The 18,466-nt window shown below is 38.2% G+C and carries 17 protein-coding genes; 8 read left to right on the forward strand and 9 right to left on the reverse strand.

What is annotated here, in order from left to right; genetic code table 11:
- The first annotated feature begins 71 nt into the window (after positions 1–71).
- Positions 72–1,961: an EAL domain-containing protein gene (locus K0A91_RS02035; protein ID WP_295007651.1), complete on the forward strand. Its 1,890-nt coding sequence runs from the start codon at positions 72–74 to the stop codon at positions 1,959–1,961.
- Between the two features lie 56 nt (positions 1,962–2,017).
- Positions 2,018–3,280, forward strand: a complete 1,263-nt coding sequence (gene murA / locus K0A91_RS02040) for a UDP-N-acetylglucosamine 1-carboxyvinyltransferase (protein ID WP_295007653.1) — start codon at positions 2,018–2,020, stop codon at positions 3,278–3,280.
- Here the strand turns inward: murA and K0A91_RS02045 are convergent, their stop codons facing one another.
- The 3 genes from K0A91_RS02045 to K0A91_RS02055 all read right to left on the reverse strand — a co-directional run bounded on the left by K0A91_RS02045 (position 3,281) and on the right by K0A91_RS02055 (position 5,149).
- Entirely contained in the window at positions 3,281–3,658 is a 378-nt protein-coding gene (locus K0A91_RS02045) for a helix-turn-helix transcriptional regulator (RefSeq protein ID WP_295007655.1), read from the reverse strand.
- A 3-nt stretch (positions 3,659–3,661) separates the two neighbouring features.
- Positions 3,662–4,546, reverse strand: coding sequence for a DnaJ C-terminal domain-containing protein (locus K0A91_RS02050; protein WP_295007657.1), 885 nt, complete (start codon positions 4,544–4,546; stop codon positions 3,662–3,664).
- A 75-nt stretch (positions 4,547–4,621) separates the two neighbouring features.
- On the reverse strand, positions 4,622–5,149 hold the full coding sequence (locus K0A91_RS02055) for a M48 family metalloprotease (RefSeq protein ID WP_295007659.1): 528 nt from the start codon (positions 5,147–5,149) through the stop codon (positions 4,622–4,624).
- 156 nt (positions 5,150–5,305) lie between these two features.
- Here K0A91_RS02055 and K0A91_RS02060 point away from each other — a divergent pair, with 156 nt between their 5' ends.
- On the forward strand, positions 5,306–6,094 hold the full coding sequence (locus K0A91_RS02060; protein WP_295007661.1) for a hypothetical protein: 789 nt from the start codon (positions 5,306–5,308) through the stop codon (positions 6,092–6,094).
- The gene (locus K0A91_RS02065) at positions 6,084–7,181 is read left to right on the forward strand and encodes a hypothetical protein (RefSeq protein WP_295007663.1); all 1,098 of its coding nucleotides are present in this window, start codon (positions 6,084–6,086) and stop codon (positions 7,179–7,181) included. Before K0A91_RS02060 ends, K0A91_RS02065 begins: the two co-directional genes overlap by 11 nt.
- Before the next feature lie 55 nt (positions 7,182–7,236).
- Here the strand turns inward: K0A91_RS02065 and purH are convergent, their stop codons facing one another.
- The gene (gene purH, locus K0A91_RS02070) at positions 7,237–8,772 is read right to left on the reverse strand and encodes a bifunctional phosphoribosylaminoimidazolecarboxamide formyltransferase/IMP cyclohydrolase (RefSeq protein ID WP_295007665.1); all 1,536 of its coding nucleotides are present in this window, start codon (positions 8,770–8,772) and stop codon (positions 7,237–7,239) included.
- A gap of 200 nt (positions 8,773–8,972) precedes the next feature.
- On the opposite strand from purH, the gene K0A91_RS02075 reads away from it, so the two are divergent.
- Entirely contained in the window at positions 8,973–9,932 is a 960-nt protein-coding gene (locus K0A91_RS02075) for a 6-phosphofructokinase (RefSeq protein ID WP_295007666.1), read from the forward strand.
- A gap of 22 nt (positions 9,933–9,954) precedes the next feature.
- Entirely contained in the window at positions 9,955–10,245 is a 291-nt protein-coding gene (locus K0A91_RS02080; RefSeq protein WP_295007668.1) for an NGG1p interacting factor NIF3, read from the forward strand.
- Here the strand turns inward: K0A91_RS02080 and K0A91_RS02085 are convergent.
- The 5 genes from K0A91_RS02085 to K0A91_RS02105 form a co-directional block, all read right to left on the reverse strand.
- Entirely contained in the window at positions 10,242–11,852 is a 1,611-nt protein-coding gene (locus K0A91_RS02085) for an EAL domain-containing protein (protein ID WP_295007670.1), read from the reverse strand. The genes K0A91_RS02080 and K0A91_RS02085 overlap by 4 nt on opposite strands.
- On the reverse strand, positions 11,831–12,202 hold the full coding sequence (locus tag K0A91_RS02090; protein ID WP_295007672.1) for a hypothetical protein: 372 nt from the start codon (positions 12,200–12,202) through the stop codon (positions 11,831–11,833). The genes K0A91_RS02085 and K0A91_RS02090 overlap by 22 nt, the downstream gene beginning before the upstream one ends.
- A 241-nt stretch (positions 12,203–12,443) precedes the next feature.
- Positions 12,444–14,657, reverse strand: a complete 2,214-nt coding sequence (purL, locus tag K0A91_RS02095) for a phosphoribosylformylglycinamidine synthase subunit PurL (RefSeq protein WP_295007674.1) — start codon at positions 14,655–14,657, stop codon at positions 12,444–12,446.
- Positions 14,658–14,727: 70 nt separating this feature from the next.
- Positions 14,728–15,240 (reverse strand): transcription elongation factor GreA, encoded by a 513-nt coding sequence (gene greA, locus K0A91_RS02100; protein WP_295007839.1) that lies wholly within the window; start codon positions 15,238–15,240, stop codon positions 14,728–14,730.
- Between the two features lie 24 nt (positions 15,241–15,264).
- Positions 15,265–15,591 (reverse strand): hypothetical protein, encoded by a 327-nt coding sequence (locus K0A91_RS02105; RefSeq protein ID WP_295007676.1) that lies wholly within the window; start codon positions 15,589–15,591, stop codon positions 15,265–15,267.
- Between the two features lie 121 nt (positions 15,592–15,712).
- On the opposite strand from K0A91_RS02105, the gene K0A91_RS02110 reads away from it, so the two are divergent.
- Together K0A91_RS02110 and K0A91_RS02115 are read left to right on the forward strand one after the other, a co-directional pair.
- Positions 15,713–16,510, forward strand: coding sequence for an HDOD domain-containing protein (locus tag K0A91_RS02110; RefSeq protein WP_295007679.1), 798 nt, complete (start codon positions 15,713–15,715; stop codon positions 16,508–16,510).
- A gap of 8 nt (positions 16,511–16,518) precedes the next feature.
- On the forward strand, positions 16,519–18,465 hold the full coding sequence (locus tag K0A91_RS02115) for a ribonuclease R family protein (RefSeq protein ID WP_295007681.1): 1,947 nt from the start codon (positions 16,519–16,521) through the stop codon (positions 18,463–18,465).
- The last annotated feature ends 1 nt before the right edge of the window (position 18,466 follow it).

Raw genomic sequence — 18,466 nt, forward strand, 5'->3', positions numbered from 1 at the left:
TCAATTAAGACAATCATTATGTATAATACACTCAAAAAAAAATAGATTCAAATATTTGACAGAAAGATTACATGAAGCTAAATATCCACTCCATAATTGCAAAAGTAGTGATTCTATTAGTAATTCTTATATCCATGTTGGCACTTTTTCTTCTATACGGCAGCTTTTATGAAAAGCTTATAATAGGGCTGTTGTCATCAGGTATCATAGTATCTCTTCTTCTATATAAATCGCTAAAACCGCTCGACCAGATAGCAAACAATTTGGAGAGCCTAAATGAAGAGGTATATAAAAAGGCTGCCCACCTAAAAGATGCTCAAAGAATTGCGAAAGTTGGAAGCTGGGAGTATAATATTGTTACAAAAAGCTTCACCATAAGCGATGAAGCTTATCGTATGCTGGGCCTAAAACACAGCACGCAGGTTCATTGGGAAGATTTTTTAAACTTTACGGATGACTGCGACTATCCAAAAGTCGTAGCTATACTAGAAGATGCCATTAAAAACGGCTCTCAGTTCAATATGAAATATGCTCTCAACCTCACAAACAACAAAAAAATCTATGTACAAACAAGTGGGAAAGTGCGTAAAAAGCAGGACGGTTCTGCAAAAATCACCGCAGTAAGCATGGATATATCTAACGAGATAGAAAACAAGCAAAAAATAGAGCAGCTCGCATACTACGACTCTCTTACAAACCTTGCCAATAGACTGCTTCTTCAAGACAGAATAACAAATTCTATGCAGCTTGCAAAGAGAAATGATACAAAACTGGCGGTAATGTTTTTGGATTTGGATCATTTCAAACTAATCAATGACACTCTCGGTCACGGTGTTGGAGACAATCTGCTTATGTACATCTCAGAAGTACTTAAAGGGCAAGTTCGCGAAGCAGATACTGTATCGCGTTTTGGCGGTGATGAGTTTGTTATTCTGCTCTCATCCATCAAAACTGTCGAAGACGCAAAATACATTGCCGAAAAAATTCAAGCCGCCTTGCAGCAAAAACACACAATAGGAACGCACCAGCTCTATATAACGACAAGCATAGGCGTTGCAATCTATCCAGAACATGCACAAAACGTCAATGACTTAATTACAAATGCAGATATCGCGATGTATGATGCGAAAAACAGCGGCAGAAACTGTTGCAGATTCTACCAGCAAAGCATGGGAAAGAGCATAAGCAAGCGTCTAAATATAGAACAAGATTTAGCAGAAGCAATAAAAAGCAAAAACGGCATAGAGGTCTACTATCAGGCCAAAATAGACACTATTACAAATGAGATAACAGGTGCAGAAGCGCTTGTGAGATGGGTTCACCAAAGAGACGGACTTATCTATCCGGACGAATTTATATATATTGCAGAGAGCACAGGCCTTATGATAGAACTCGGATACCTAATAATAGAAAATGCGGTTTTACAAGCAAAAGCTTTAAAAGAGTTAGGATTTTCAAACTTAGTTATTGCTATAAATCTATCTTTAAGACAATTTCAAGATGTAAATCTTGTCGCTTATATCTCCTCAATAATTAAAGCCCACGATATCTCTCCGTCTCAGCTTGAGTTTGAAATAACGGAATCTATCTCCATGTATAATCTAAACGAGACGCTTAGAATATTAACGGAACTGAGCGCAATCGGCGTCTCAATTGCAATAGACGACTTTGGAACAGGACACTCCTCTTTGCTTTACCTGAAAAAATTCCCGATAAAAACTTTAAAAATTGACAGATCCTTTGTTATGGATATGACAACCGATAACAATGACAGGGTAATTGCCCAAACAATTATACTAATGGCAAAGTCTCTAAATCTATCCACTGTTGCCGAGGGTGTAGAGACTTTGGAACAGGCAAATCTCCTTAAAAAGATGGGGTGTAACCAGCTTCAGGGATACTTTTTTTCAAAGCCTATATCCAAAGAAGAATTTACAAAATTTTTACAAACTTATATTTAAAATCGCTTATATATGAGATATAATTTCACCAAAAACAACTAGGGTAAAAGAGAGAAATGGACTACTTACAAATTAAAAGAGTTAATTCTCTAAATGGAAATATAAAAATCTCAGGCGCCAAAAATGCTTCTCTTCCGCTTATAGCCATGGTAATACTTGCAAAAAACAGCGTCAGCATAAAAAATCTGCCTCACGTTGCAGACATTAACACACTATTAAAACTGCTCTCAAATTTAGGCGCAAAATGTAACAGGGAAGAGGATATAACGACCGTTGACACCTCAACTCTTACGCAGACAAAAGCGACTTACGATATTGTAAAAACTATGCGCGCTTCCATTCTTGTATTGGGTCCTATTTTAGCAAGATTCGGACATTGCGAAGTGTCGCTTCCAGGCGGATGTGCAATCGGGCAAAGACCGGTTGATTTGCACTTAAAAGCGCTTGAGCAGATGGGAGCCGTTATAAACATAGAGGCAGGATACATCCATGCTATGGCTCCAGATGGACTTAAAGGGTGCAATATCATTTTTGACAAGATTACTGTTACCGGAACTGCGAATATTGTCATGGCAGCAGCACTTGCAGAGGGTGTCACTACTATAACAAATGCAGCAAGAGAGCCTGAGGTTGTTCAACTTTGTGAAATTTTAAATGCAAACGGCGTAAAGATAGATGGCATCGGCACTGCTGTCTTGACAATTCAGGGAACAGACAAAAAACTTATACATATTGATGAGTTTAGCGTCATTCCAGACCGTATTGAGGCTGGAACATATCTCTGTGCAGCAGCCATAACAAGGTCTGAACTTACATTGACAGACGTAAATCCTAAGCATTTGGGTGCCGTTTTATCGAAGCTTCAAGAGATGGGCAGCAAATTTACGACAACAGAAGATACAATTACGATTCATCCCTCGGATGTTATAAAAGCAGTTAAGATAGTCACTCAGGAGTACCCTGCGTTTCCTACCGACATGCAGGCTCAGTTTATGGCACTTGCAACTCAGGCAGAGGGTACTTCTATCATTGAAGAGAGACTTTTTGAAAACAGATTTATGCATGTCAGCGAGCTTCAAAGAATGGGTGCGGATATCTCTCTAAACGGAAATGTAGCAACGGTAAACGGAAAATCAAAACTAAGCGGAACGGACGTGATGGCAACTGATTTGCGCGCTTCAAGCGCACTTGTTTTGGCGGGTCTTGTAGCAGATGGAATAACAAATGTTCACCGCATATACCACCTTGACAGAGGATATGACTCATTGGAGAAAAAACTCCAAAATGTGGGCGCGGACATAGTAAGACTTAAAGAGTAGTTACTTCTTAAAAATTATCATCTCATAGGTGCTTTTTTTGGTCACCAAAGCTTTGTCATGTGATACGGTCTGGGAATTTTTTACCTTTAAAACCTCTTGTCTTAACTCCAAAATATCCTGTTCCATAATGTCAACATTCTCTTTTAATCTTAAAATAATATCCACACCTGCCAAATTTACACCAAGCTCGCGAGTAAGTCTTAGTATCAGCTTGATTCTGTCTATATCTTTTTGAGAATATAGTCTTATCTTGCCGTTAGACCTAGAAGGAGTTACAAGATTTTCTCTCTCATACTGTCTAAGCGTTTGAGGATGTATCTCCAGCACCTTTGCAACAATGCTAATCAAATATACGGGTTCGTCATATTGGTGTATCATCGGCTACTCCTTTGGTAATTTATCTTTCATAAATTCTACCAGCTTTTCGTCTAACTCTTCAACTTTTGGCAAAACTATATTTGCTTCAAGGTAGAGATTGCCACGCTGTTTTGTCTTGCGGTTCATGACTCCCATCTCTTTTACGCGAAATCTCTGCCCGTTTTTAGTGTTTTGAGGGATTTTTAGCTTTATCTCTTTTTCTAATGTCTGGACTGATATTTTTTCACCAAAAAGAGCTGCATAAAGAGGCACATCAAACTTTTTAATAAGGTCGTCTTCCTCTCTTATATAGTCAGGATTTGACGCTACGTTTATCTTTAAAAATAGATCTCCCGCGCGTCCTCCCTGAGCATGTCCTTTACCTTTAACACGCATCTTCTCTCCGCTTTTAACACCCGCTGGAATTTTAATGTCAAATCTCTCTCCATTGACCGCAACAGAGTGGGAACCTCCCAAGATAGATACGTTAAATCCAATTGTGACGCTTGTTTCTATATCAAGATTTGGCTGTTGCTGTCCGCCAAAACCGCCGCCTCCAAAGCCTCCTCCAAAACCGCCGCCTCCAAATCCACCGCCAAATCCGCCGCCGCCTGAGAACATACTTCTTAATATCTCGTCCAAGTCCCCTGAACCGCCATGTGAGCGTGAAAAGTCATGGAAGTTTTGTCCGCCGAACATGTTGTCGCCGTGAGCGTCATACTGCGCTTTTTTCTTCTTATCACTCAATATCTCATATGCAGAATTTATCTCTTTAAACTTATCTTCTGCGTCTTTGTCTTTGTTAACATCCGGATGGTACTGTCTTGCTAATTTTCTATATGCTTTTTTAATCTCCGATTCACTTGCATTTTCAGAGATTTCAAGTGTTTCGTATAAAGATTTGCTCATTACTGTTTCCTAAAATTTATAGTATGTTTATTAAGCGAGATTATATCACAAGAGTTGAGTGGATGTCAATCAACCTTATTGCGGTCTTTTTAGCTTCTCTATTCTCTCTTCAAGTGATGGATGTGTACTAAAGAGCTTCATCAAGCCCTTGCCGTTTATTCCAAAAGCTTTTGTCTGCTCTGGCAGATGAGGCTCCTCTTTTGAGCGCGCCAAGGCCTGCAGCGCAGCTATCATATTCTCTTTGCCGGATAAATATGCACCTGCCTCATCGGCTCTATACTCTCTATATCTTGAAACTTCAGGTATCTTTATGCCAGCTTTTTGAGAAAGTCTTGCCACGGTCTCAAGCAGCCAAAACTCCTCTTGATTTGCAGGGTTTGTAATAACTCTAGCCCCAACCGCCATCTTTGCCATCTGCTTTGACATTAAAAGAGAGATGATAGAGCCTGTAAAACCGACAACCAGAGAGAAGACAAAAAGAGAGACTAAATTAAGTCCGTTTTCGTTCAAAAATCTGTTTAGTCCAAAAACATTGACAACAATACCGATTACAATCATTATTCCCAAGTTTGTTAGCAGAAAAAGTCCGACTCTTTTAAACATATCTATTCCTCTTAGATTTTTTGAAAATTATAGTTGAGATGGGTTAATGAAAAGGTAAAGAAAAAAACACCTTGACAAAGTGCAATGCTATATGGGATAATGGTCTCTTTTAGGGCAAATATTTATAAGTATAAATTATTGAGAATGGATAGAGAAATGGGTTACTTTGATATCAGGCAGGTTGCAGGTGCCATATCCGTAATATTTTTAGTATTGTTATTATGGGTAAACAGTTATAAGATAGGTTGCTTCTCTTTATTGATGCCTATCATAGTAACTGTTGTCATTGCCTCTAGTTATATAGAGATTAAAATGAAGCAGAAAAAATGTTTTCGAGATTGTTATTTTGAAAAAGGCACACTCATTTCAAAAATTCTAACATCTCCTGTTTTAACTTCAATCATTTTTATTCTATTGTCAATTTCTTACTCGCTTACACTGATGTACATATCTATAAATTTTGACTCTCTTTTTTACCTCTTATTGATTATCTTTATAGCTGCAGTTTTTGGAATATACAGGTTCTTTTTAAGCTTTTTTGCAAACATTGTTAATGATGCGCATTTAGAGATTTTTGCCAGAGAAACAACAGTTAAAATTTCAGCTTTACTGCTATTTTGCATATACGCATATCTGTTTTTAAATAGCAGTGAGCCTCAATATCTGAGAGAAACTTTAATAGAAACAATCAACGCAGCCACAAACTCCATCTCTTCAAATTGCGGCTTTATTGATACTGTTCTAAGAGTACAGACTGAAATAGAGAGCCGTGTCTGGTTCTTAATGAAAGAATCAAATAGTGCCATAGAAGAGCAAAACAGTAAAAATATTTTATGGATAGGTTTTTTGCTTATAAACTCCATGGCCATTTTAGGTTTAAATCGTTTTATAGTACAGGTCGTATATTTATTAAATAAAATCATTAAGAGAGACGATGGAAGATAACTCCCAGAATTTAGAAAATAAAAAAACCAAGAAGAGAACTACCAAATCTAACATGTCAAAAAATGAAAAATATTTTTGGGGTACGATAGTTGTGTTTCTTATTGTGTTTATTGCTATTTCCTTAATTGCGCTATACAAAATAAACAGTAGTTCCTCAAAAGAAAATGAAAAGGACAAAAAGCCGATTATTGTTGAAAAATGGCTTGAATTGCCATCTCAGAGGATAAGAGAAAACTTGTCTCAAAATCAAGAAAGGATTAAAGAAAATCTAAATCTACAAATAGAAAAAATAAACAGCAAAATAGATGATGAAGTAGATATGCTCTTTGAAAAAGTAATCAATGAAAATATAGAGAACTTTCTAGACTTTCACTACTCACTTGTCGGCGGCTACGTAGAGTTAGGAACTATGGCATTTAGCGATTATGACAAATATATAAATGAAAAACTTCTTGGAAATGATTTTTTTGATAAACTTGAAAAATCTTCAAAAATTATTACGAATTTTTATGAGAATAGCATGAAAAATCATCAAGATTTTGTAGAATCCATTTCTACGGATCAAGTGGATTTAGAACTAAATTCTAAAGCACTTGCCAGCATAAAAGAAGAGATAAACAATAATTTCATGCAACAAAAAATAAAACTAGGTGTAGTGGGTGCGGCAATAGGAGCTAAAGTTACAGCTCTTGTCTCTGCCAAGATTACCGCAAAAACGGCTATTACATCAGGAGCAAAAGCAGGTACAAAACTTGCAGCCTCAGCAGGAGGTGCTGTTGCCGGTGCAAGTGCCGGATTATTTTGTGGTCCTGGGTCTATAATATGCAGCCCTCTTGGCGCTATTGTTGGCGGAGCAATATTTTGGTTTGGTACTGATGCAGCAATTAATGCGGTTGATGAGACATTGCATAGAGAAGAGCTAAAAGAAGAGATTTTAAGTTCAATTAATGAGACAAAAATGGAATTAAAAAATAGCTATGTTTCAAGTTTTGAGCATGAAATAGTTAGATTTTCGGAGCAAATTCAAGAGAGCTATAAAAATGTTGAAATAAAAGAGAAAAAGAAAATTATTGATTATATAAAATAGCTAAGATGATTAAAAATCTACATGTAGAGCAAAAAGCTTTACATGTAGAAAAATGTTAATGCAAAAAGTGTCTAACTTCCGAGAAGTAAAGGCTCATGCCAAACTCGTTTGCAGCCTCTATAATCTCATCATCTCTTATGCTTCCGCCAGGTTCGATTACGCTTTTAACACCTGCGGCAGCTGCAGCGTCAATGCTATCACGAAACGGGAAGAACGCCTCGCTTGCAAGTGCTGCACCCTCTACGTCAAGCCCCATCTCTTTTGCTTTTTTAAGCGCACATTGGCTTGCATCGACACGGCTCGTCATTCCCATGCCAACAGCTACCATTGCAGAGTTTTTGACATAAACAACGCAGTTAGATTTTGTAAGAGATGCTACTTTATAAGCTATCTCCATATCTTTTTTCTCTTGGCTTGTTGCTTCTCTTTTTGTCATTAGCTTTGCGTTTTTTACTTCATCGTCATTTACTCTATCCGCATCTTGGTAGACAAAACCGCCGTCGATATGTTTAAAATCTTTCTCGTCATTCGCAAGAACTAATTTGTCATGACCCATTTCAAAGAGTTTTATGCGCTTTTTAGAAGCAAACACCTCTTGCGCTTCCTCGGTAATACGTCCTGCAATTATAACTTCCAAAAATATCTCGTTCATTTTTAAAGCCAACTCTTTTGTCACGACGCCGTTAACAGCAACTACTCCGCCAAATGCTGAAACAGGGTCGCACTTTAGAGCCTCAATATACGCCTCTAAAAGAGTATCTTTTATAGCAAAACCACACGGATTGCCATGTTTGGTTATACAAACTGCATTGTCGCTTCCAAATGCAGAAGCTATCTTAACAGCTCCGCTTAGGTCATTCAGGTTGTTAAAACTTGCTTCACCTTTTAGTGTTTTAAAGTTATTTGAGTAGTGTTTGTCAAACTCATACAATGCACCCTTTTGATGAGGATTTTCGCCGTAACGTGTATCCATCACTTTGTTTCCGACTATAAACTGCTTTTCGCCAAAACCGCCGTTAAAACGCTTGTTCATGTAGTTTGCAATCATTGAGTCGTACGCCGCTGTGTGTTCAAACGCTTTTATCATAAGAGCTCTTCTAAACTCAAGCGTATTTTTCTCATTCTCTATCGCATCTATAACTTTTGCATAATCGTTTACATCAGTCACAATCATAACACTCTCAAAATTTTTAGAAGCCGAACGAACCATCGCAGGTCCGCCGATGTCAATATTTTCTATGATTTCTTCAAAGTCATCAGTTTTTAGAATTGTCGCTTTAAACGGATAGAGGTTTACACAAACCAAGTCAATTGCTTCAACGCCTAACTCTTTTGCCTGATCTAAGTGCGACTGCTTATCACGTCTGTGTAAAATCCCGCCGTGAACGTATGGGTTTAGAGTCTTTACACGCCCTTCAAAACACTCCGGAAATTTTGTGACCTCATCTATCTCGATAGCTTTTATGCCCTCTTCTGCCAATATTTTATACGTTCCACCAGTTGAGATAATCTCAAAACCGTTTTTTACTAAAGATTTACAAAAATCTACCACTCCTGCTTTATCGCTAACGCTTACCAATGCTCTTTTCATTAATGACCTTGTGAAAATAAATTATGAAATTTTATCTCATTTGAGATTAGAAGATGGTAAACTAACTTTTTTCATAACTTATACTCACTCGCTTAGGCTTCACGGTGGGTACCCCAAATTGCAAAAGAGAAATTTGACCCTTCCGTTGCAGAATCGTTCACTCGTATAGTTATGAAATATATTTCAAAAAGAGAGATGAAATGAAAAATATAGCTATTTTATGTTCCGGCGGCGATGTTAGCGGTATGAATCCAGCCCTTAAACATTTTGTGGAGTATTCAATACACAATGGTTTGACACCCTATTTTGTATATGACGGTTTTGAAGGTCTGATTGATAATAAAATATACAGAGCAGCCCATCAACATGTAGCCGGAATAATCAACCGCGGAGGAACTATAATCGGGAGTGCCAGAAGCAGAAGATTTATGGAGAAAGGCTTTAGAGAAGTTGCCAAAAACAATCTTGATGCTCTTAAAATCGACATGTTAGTAGTTCTTGGAGGTGACGGCTCTTTTAGAGGAATGGAACTATTTTACAAAGAGCATGGGATAAGATTTTGCGGCATTCCATCTACCATAGACAATGACATAAACGGCACAGAGTACTGCTTGGGAGTAGATACTGCGCTAAATGTTATCAAGGACTCAATCGATAACGTCAGAGACACGGCAGCCTCCTTCTCAAGAGCGTTTGTGATAGAGACTATGGGAAGAAACTGCGGATATTTAGCTCTTGTTTCAGCTCTATGCAGCGGTGCGGAACTCTGCTTAATACCTGAAATAGAGTATGATTTAAAAGAGTATGAAGAAAATTTTAAAGAGCAGATAAAAAACGGGCGCAAATATTTTATTGCCGTAATCTCAGAGGGGATAAAAGAGGAGTCAAACGAGATTGCAGAGTGGTTTGAGCAGAAGATTGGGCTGGAGTCAAGAGTGACAATCTTAGGGCATACGCAAAGGGGCGGAAATCCGACAATTTACGACAGATTTATGGCATATAAGTTCGTAAACCACGCAATTGACGGTCTACTTGGCGACAAAGATGAGAGTGTCGTCTGCTACACAAAAAAAGATTTTGAGTACAAAAGCATAGATGAAGTTGCGAACAAGAAGTATCAACTCGATAGCGAGCTTTTGGGCTATTTGAAGAAGTTTTAGATGTATAAACTAAAACTTTTTCGTGCCTGCTGAAGATAAAGAGAGAGTAAAAGAGGCACTCTTTGCTATGGGTGTCGGTAGATACAAAAACTACGAATACTGCTCTTTTGAGACACTCGGAACTGGTCAGTTTAAGCCCATAAACAAAGCAAATCCCCATATCGGTAAACTTGGCAAGATAGAACATGTAGAGGAGTATAAGGTCGAGATGATATGCGCTGAAGAACTTATACATGCGGCAGTAAGAAAACTAAAAGAAGCTCACCCTTATGAAGAGGTGGCTTATGAGGTTATTAGGATGGAAGAGATTTAAAGAATCTTATCCGTAGGCTCTCCAAAATAGTAACCTTGCGAAAAGTCAACTTCTAGCTCCTGAACCTTCATGAAAACATTTTTGGAGCAGACAAACTCCGCTATAGTTTTGATACCCATATTTTTGGCAAAATTTACAATTGTTTTTGTAATTATTTGAGAGTTCTCATCCGTATCTATATTTTTTATCATGGAGCCGTCTATTTTTATATAATCAACTTTTAGCTTCATAAGATAATCAAAGTTTGAGTAACCTGTTCCAAAGTCATCTATGGAGACCTTTGCTCCGTAACTTTTCACACTTTTTATAAACTCTAAAACCTGATTAAAATTTTCTATACCCTCGGATTCTAATATCTCAAATACTATTTTTTCGCTTATTGAGCTCTCTTTTAGTTTATTTAAGATGAACCTATTAACATCTTTATTTAAAATATCCTCAACAGATATATTGATTGAGACCGAATAAGGCAAATCTTGAAATTTTTGAAATGTTTTTTCAATCATTGTTTTTGTAAGTTGATGATAAAGTTTATTCTTTTTAGCGAGTTCTAAAAAATGGATTGGAGCGATATATGTTCCGTTGTCATCAACTATCCTCATCAACGCTTCATATTTTACGATTTTTTGTGTTTTCATATCTACTATAGGCTGAAAAAGCGGAACTATCATATCCTCTTCTATGGCTCTTTTTAAACGTTTAGTCCACTCAAGATTTTTTTCATACTCTTTTGCCATATACATCGTCTCATCATATACCAAAAAGTCTCTTTTACTTTTTTTTGCAATTTTAAGAGCTATGTCTGCATTTTCGAGCAGTGTTTCATGTCCGTAAGATATACCGAATGTAGCACTTAGGCTCACTTCTCCGTTTGCATTAATCTTAAAGGATTTGTGCGATATTTTTTCACTTAACATAGAAGCAAAAGCTTTAAACTCATCAATATTGATATTTTTATTGCATATATATGAAAACTCGTCGGAGTGAAGCCTGTATATGGAATTATCCGCAGATATAATCTCTTTTAAAAAGTGGGCAAAATCTTTAAGTATAGAGTCTCCTGCCTTATTTCCGTAAAGGTCGTTTATCTCTTGAAAAGAGTCTATATTTATAATCATCAAAAATACTCTTCTTTTCTCTTCTAACTTCTCGGTTAATTTTCTTCTATTTTCCAAACCTGTTAGAACATCGTAGTAAAATTGATGCTCTATTGAATCCAACATGACATTAAAGACATCTTTAATAGAATCTATCTCTTCAATGTCATCATCCACTTCTATTCTTTTGGTCATGTCATGTGATTTTGTTATGTTCTGAATGGCGTTTGAAAACTTTTTAATGGGCTTAATAATGTACTGATTAAATTCAACGAAAATTGCCAAAAAAATCACGACTGAAAATACAATAATGAATATGATAAAAAAGTTTATCATCTCATCTAAGGATATTTTTAAATTATTGACCAGATAAGATACATCTATGATGCCAAGTACATCACCCTCTTTTGCATTTATATGGCACCTGAGACAATCTTGTTTTGTTGTAACGGGGTAGTAATATTTTATAAAAGTCGAATCGGATATATTTAGGACCTCTTCGCCATGCATCGCTTTTGTATATCTCTGTTTTGAGTGATTGCAAGCTTATCTTTTTCTATGACACCAAAAATCTCGGCTACCAAGTCTGTTCTATAGATGTCAATCTTCATATTTGGATCTACCTGATTGAGTCTGCTTATAATCTCCCCCAGATCCTCTTTGTTCCACCCTTTTTGCATAGCGGAGTATAGACTCTCAAAAACAAGCATGCTTGTCTTTTTAGCATCTTCGTGAGCAAGGGCATGTATGGCATTTTTTTTCATATATTCGCCATAAATAAAAGCAGATACTAAAGTAAAAAGAAGTGTTACGAGCATTATTTTTGCCGTAACCCTTGTGTATGTTGTTTTCTTGCTCATATTATCTATCCCTTGTGTTTTATCTACATATAAACAGACCTTACACACTTTTGTAAAAAAAAGAGCATAGAGCGTCAGTTTTTCTCCCCTATCCGAGAGATAGGGGTAGCTTTAGGGGGCTGTAGGGACTTTAGTCCCTGCCATTAAAACGGACGAGTTCGTTTTAATGCGTAACATCAGATGTAAAGATACAATTAACAGAAAAAAGGTGCTAAAAACAGATGCTTCAATTTATATCATTTTATAAATCTGACTCAACAACTTTTTTAAATGTATTAAAATAGTTATCTTGAAGCTCTATCATACTCATAGAAACATCGTTGATTTTAACAGTCTCGCCGCCGATTGTTCCAATCTGCTCGCACTTTAGAGAACCAAGCATATCTTCGAACTCGGCGCAGTTTTCAGGCTTAACCTCTATGATTGCACGGCTCATACTCTCTGCAAAAATATCTCTCTCATCAGCAACGCTCATGTTGACGTCACATCCAAGCCCGCTGACTGCTGTCATCTTAGCAAGAGCTATTGCAACACCGCCGCTACTTGCATCTTTTGCGCATGACAAAAGACCTTTTTTATTTGCCTCGATTACCAATTCCCAAAGAGCAAGCTCTTTTTTGTAGTCAATCTCAGGAAGTTTTCCCGCAACAACCCCGCAAATCTCTTTCATGTAAAGTGAACCGCCGAACTCTGATTTTGATTCGCCGACAAGATAAAGCGTATTTCCCTCACATTGAAAACTTGACATCAAAACTTTGTTTTCATCATCATTTACACCCACGGTTGCAATTGAAGGGGTCGGGAATACAGATACTCCGTTTGTCTCATTGTAAAGTGAAACATTTCCGCCGATTACAGGTGTTGTAAGTGCCAAACAAGCCTCTTTGATACCTAAACAGCTCTCGCCGAACTGCCACATAACTTCAGGATTTTCAGGATTTCCGAAATTGAGACAATCCGTAATCGCCAGAGGTCTAGCTCCGCTCATTGCAACATTCCTTCCCGACTCTATAACTGCCGCGGCAGCTCCGCCTTTTGGGTCTATATAGCAGTAGCGCACATTACAGTCAGCCGACATTGCAAGAGCTTTTTTGTTCTCTTTTACACGTATAACGGAAGCGTCAAGCATACCGCCTTTTTTGATTGTGTTTGTCTGAACCATTGAGTCATACTGAGTGTATATCCAAGCTTTGTCAACAACTTCCATGCTTTTTGTAAGCTTCTCAAATGCCTCTTGGTTTGAAACTTTTGCAAAGTCGTTGATTGTTACATTTGCGATTTTATCCAAGTATGCAGGACGACTCATCGGACGTTTTAGTATTGGAGCCTCTTCGCTCACAGGGTTAACAGGAACTTCCGCCACTTTATCTCCATGCCAGAAAAGCTCCATGTTGCCCGTCGCTGTTACCTCGCCGATAACTGCCGCATCCAAATCCCATTTCTCAAAAATCTTAATAATCTCGGCTTCGCTTCCTTTTTTTGCACAAAGAAGCATACGTTCTTGTGATTCCGAGAGCATAAAGTCATAAGGAGTCATCCCCTCTTCACGGGCAGGAACACGGTCTAGATGCATTATCATACCGCTGCCGCTTCGTCCCGCCATCTCAAATGCTGAAGAGGTAAGTCCTGCCGCTCCCATATCTTGAATACCGATAACATGGTCTGTTTTAAAAAGCTCCAAACAAGCCTCAAGTAGAAGTTTTTCAGTAAATGGGTCACCCACTTGAACTGTCGGACGAAGAGATTTTGACTCCTCCGTAAAACTGTCAGACGACATAACTGCCCCGCCCAAACCGTCACGACCTGTTTTTGCGCCGACGTAAATAACAGGATTTCCAATACCGTCAGCTCTTCCATAAAAAATCTCATCACTTTTTGCAAGACCAAGAGTAAAAGCATTTACAAGAATATTTCCGTTGTAGCATTCGTCAAAACTTGTCTCTCCTCCGATTGTCGGAACTCCCATGCAGTTTCCGTACCCGCCGATTCCAGCAACGACACCGCGAACCAAATATCTTTGATGTTTTGAAATGTCATCATTATTTAACACATTGCCGAATCTTAGCGCATTTAGATTTGCAACAGGGCGAGCACCCATTGTAAAAACGTCTCTCATGATTCCGCCGACACCCGTTGCTGCACCTTGATAAGGCTCAATAAAACTTGGGTGATTGTGAGACTCCATCTTAAACACAGCCGCATATCCGCCGCCGATATCTATTACTCCCGCATTCTCGCCCGGACCTTGAATAACCCATGGCGCTTTAGTCGGAAAGCCGTTTAAATGAACTTTTGATGATTTATAGCTACAGTGTTCACTCCACATGGCAGAAAAGATACCTATCTCGACCAAATTCGGCTCACGCCCTAAAATCTGCTTAATATGCACATAGTCATCGCTTGATAGCTTGTGAGAAGAGAGTACTTTTTCAATGTTTTCTAGTTGTTGGCTCACGGGGAAATCCTAAAAATTTAATTTTTGGTTTTTAAAGGCGGATTATATCCAATATGAAGTAAAAAGAATTTTAATGAAAAGAAAAATGCTCTTTTGTTCGGATGTTTTTTTTGAGAGAAAATATATTTTTATAGTAGATTTCTACTATCTCATACTCTTTTTTAGAGTTTGGGAGCTGGATTTTAAACTGCTCGTCAACCTCTTTTCCAATCATGGCGCGAGCTAGCGGAGAGTGCACGCTTATAAGCCCGTTTTCTGGTTCTGATTCTAAAACTCCGCATATTGTGTAAAGTTCCTCTTTGTCTGTATCGATATTTAAAATCCTTACACTGCTTCCAAAACTGACCTTTTTGTGCGAGAGTTTTGAAGGGTCTATGATTTGAGATTTTTGTATTATGGAATTTAGGTAAAAGAGTCTTTTATCTATGTGGCGGAGCTTCTCTTTTGCAGCATGGTAGTCAGCATTTTCGCTTCTGTCTCCCATAGCTGCAGCAACTAATTTTTCCTGCGCAACCTTGGACTTTTCGACCTCAAGTAAGTACTTAAACTCCTCTATTAACAGGTCGTAACCCTCGATGCTCATCGGCTCTTGCAACTGCAGTGCCGACTAGTGGTTAAATCCTACTATATAGTAGGTGTTTTTATTTTCTAATTTATCAACTTTCACTTTGTACTTTTCGCTGAAATGCTTAACTTTTTCATGTGCTCCCTCTGCTATCTGAGGACTCTTAGAATCTATTTTTATCTTAAAGTAGTTAGTTGTATTTGACATGGCAATATAAGAGTCATCAACCTTTAGATGGTCATGCAAATCCATAATATGTTTTTGTATCTTCTCATAACCAGTCGTGTTCTCCTCTATTCTGTTGAGTTGTTCCAACAGCGCGCTATTTGGCACATATCCCAACTGTGTAAGCATTGCTTCTTTTTGCATATCTTTCCCTTTTAAAAATGATGTGAAAATAATATCTATTTTTTGTAAATATTCAGTACTCTTTTATGAATATCTATGTATCATTTACCTCAATTTATTATATATTCAAAAGAGCGCAAAAATGACTGAAGAGATACTCAAAAAAATTAAACAACTTCCGCCGCTTCCAGAGTCTGCAATGCAGATAGAAGTTGTTTATCAAGACCCAAACAGCACCTTTAACGATATGGTTAAGATTTTGGAAAAGGATCCCCTTTTAACGGCAGATATTTTAAAAGCTGCCAACTCGCCTCTCTATGGATTTAGCCGCGAGATAAACACGATAAACCAAGCCGTAGGCCTCTTTGGCATGGGAACGGTCAGAGGTTTTGCACTTGCAAGCATTGTAAAAAAAAGCTTTAGTCTTGACCTCTCACCGTATGGCATCGATAACGAGATGTTCTCTCTATTGTCGAAAAAACAGCATGCTCTTACAACATCGTGGTGCATAAGAAAAGAGAATAAACTTTTAGGCGTTCTCTCGCCTGCAGCATTTTTGGTTGAAATCGGCAAAGTTCTTATAGCTCAGCAAATCATATCCGACAAGACTCAAGAAAAATTCAAAGAAGCTCTCATAGCTACACAAGACGTAGAAGCTGCAGAGAGAGAAGTCACTGGTGTAGATACACCTGAAGTAAGTGCAACTATTTTTGAACACTGGAGATTTGAGGCTAGTCTAGTTGAAACTATACGCAACTGTTTAAAACCCGAAAATGCAAACGATGAGATTAAAAAAGCTGCGCAGATTTTGCATGTTGTTCGCATCACAGTACCGATTAACGGCGTTATCACAGAAGCAAGCACTGCTGCTGCCAAAGAGCTTATAACAAAATACGACCTTGACATGGAAAGTTTTGACAAAGCTTTACAAAATATCTAAGGGCTCTGATGAAATCTCTTCTGATTAGGCTCACCAATGGTTTGGATGAGCAGGACATCTCCCAAGATGAGCGCAAATACGTAGAGGATTTTTTAGCAAAAGAGTACCTTACAAAAAACGAAAGCGTCTATAAGTTCAACTCCAAATACCGCGCCGGAACTCTCGGTCTTGTACAAAACGGCACTGCATACCTAAATGTTATCGGCGAATATGTCAGAGACCTCTTCATCGAGGATGTAGAGACTATCAAAGCAACGGAGAGTGACCTTGTCATTGCTCAAAGACTGCTCGGTAAACGTGGCGCTCCTAGTGCAAAAATAGTCGAAGTTGTAGGACGTGCGCAAACTTACAGCGTTGCTTACATCGTGGAAAAAGATGGCAAGAAATCTCTGCTTGATTTAAAAACAGATTTTCCAGCAGGAGTTGAGATTGGCATAGATGAGCTAAACTCCTACGAAGAGGGTGATGTTTTTAAACTGAACAATCAAAATTTCACCGTCATGGAACGTCTTGGCAATATAAAAGATCCACTTGTAGATGAAAAAATCGTTCTTGCTCACTTCAACAAACATGATGAGTTTAGCGAAGAGGTGTTAGCGCTAGCCTCGTCATTTAAAGAGGTTGAGCCTTCAAAATATCCATCAAGAACAGATTTGAGAAAGTTGCCTTTTTGCACGATTGACCCAGTTACAGCAAAAGATTTTGACGACGCCATCTGCTACGACGAAGAGAACACTACTCTCTACGTTGCTATAGCCGACGTCAGCGAGTATGTAACTCCGTTTGGCGCAATTGACAACGAGGCGATTTATAGAAGTTTTTCCATCTACCTTCCGCACCGCTCCATCCCAATGCTCCCACGTCAGCTAAGCGAGACACTATGTTCTTTGCAGCCCAATGTTGACAGACTTGCCTATGTTTTTGAGATAAAACTCAATCTTGACTCGCTCGAAGTTGAAAATTCAAAGGTTTACGAAGCGATTATCCATTCGCAAAGAAGATTTAATTACGAAGAGATAGATGAGTTTTTTGAGAGAACGCTAAGTGCAAAAAACAGCTCTGAGGAGAAGATTTTTGACTATATCACCAAACTAAGAGTAATAACGTATGCGCTTAGAGAAAAAAGATTTAAAGTCGGATATAACTTTCGCTCATATGAACTTGAGATGTTTATAGACGAGAACTCAAATATAGTAAGTACGTCATACTCCGAGGAGACTCCATCGCATGCACTTATAGAAGAGTGTATGCTTTTGGCAAACAAAGAGGCTGCAAGGAGATTTCAAAGAGGAATATTCCGTATACATGAGCCTCCAAGCCAGATGAAACTGCAAAATCTCTATCAAGAGCTAGCGGGCATTGGAATGCACATAGATATTAAAAAAAATATCAAAGAGACCATTACTGAGATACAGAAGCAGGCAGAGGAGATGAATCTCTCATCTGAAGTTGACACTCTGATAATCCAGTCTCAGATGCAAGCTAGATATGCACCGCTAAATGCAGGTCACTTCGGACTTGGTTTTGAAGAGTACACGCACTTCACTTCACCCATCAGAAGGTACTCAGACCTGATAGTACATAGGCTCCTAAAAGCAATAGCAAACAACGATACCGCTGAAGGCTCTTATGTTTTGAGAAACATAGAGTCTCTCTGTATAAGCGTGAGCGAAAAAGAGAGAGAAGCCTCAAGCATAGAGGTTGAGTTTATGGCAAGAAAATTTGCAAGATGGGCAGATGAGAAGATTGGCGAAATATTTAAAGCAAGAATTACATCAACAGACCCGTTTTTTAAAGCCGAGCTTCATGACGAGATTCAGGGAGCTAGATTTTTCATAACACAAAATCTTAATGCCCAGCTGTTTGATGACGTAAGAGTAAGCATAGACAAAGTCGACATTCCTAAAGCAAAAATCTACGCAAGCGTTGTTGAGATAATAGAGAAAGATATATAAG

It is taken from the genome of Sulfurimonas sp. (genome assembly GCF_019429335.1).
GTDB lineage: Bacteria > Campylobacterota > Campylobacteria > Campylobacterales > Sulfurimonadaceae > Sulfurimonas.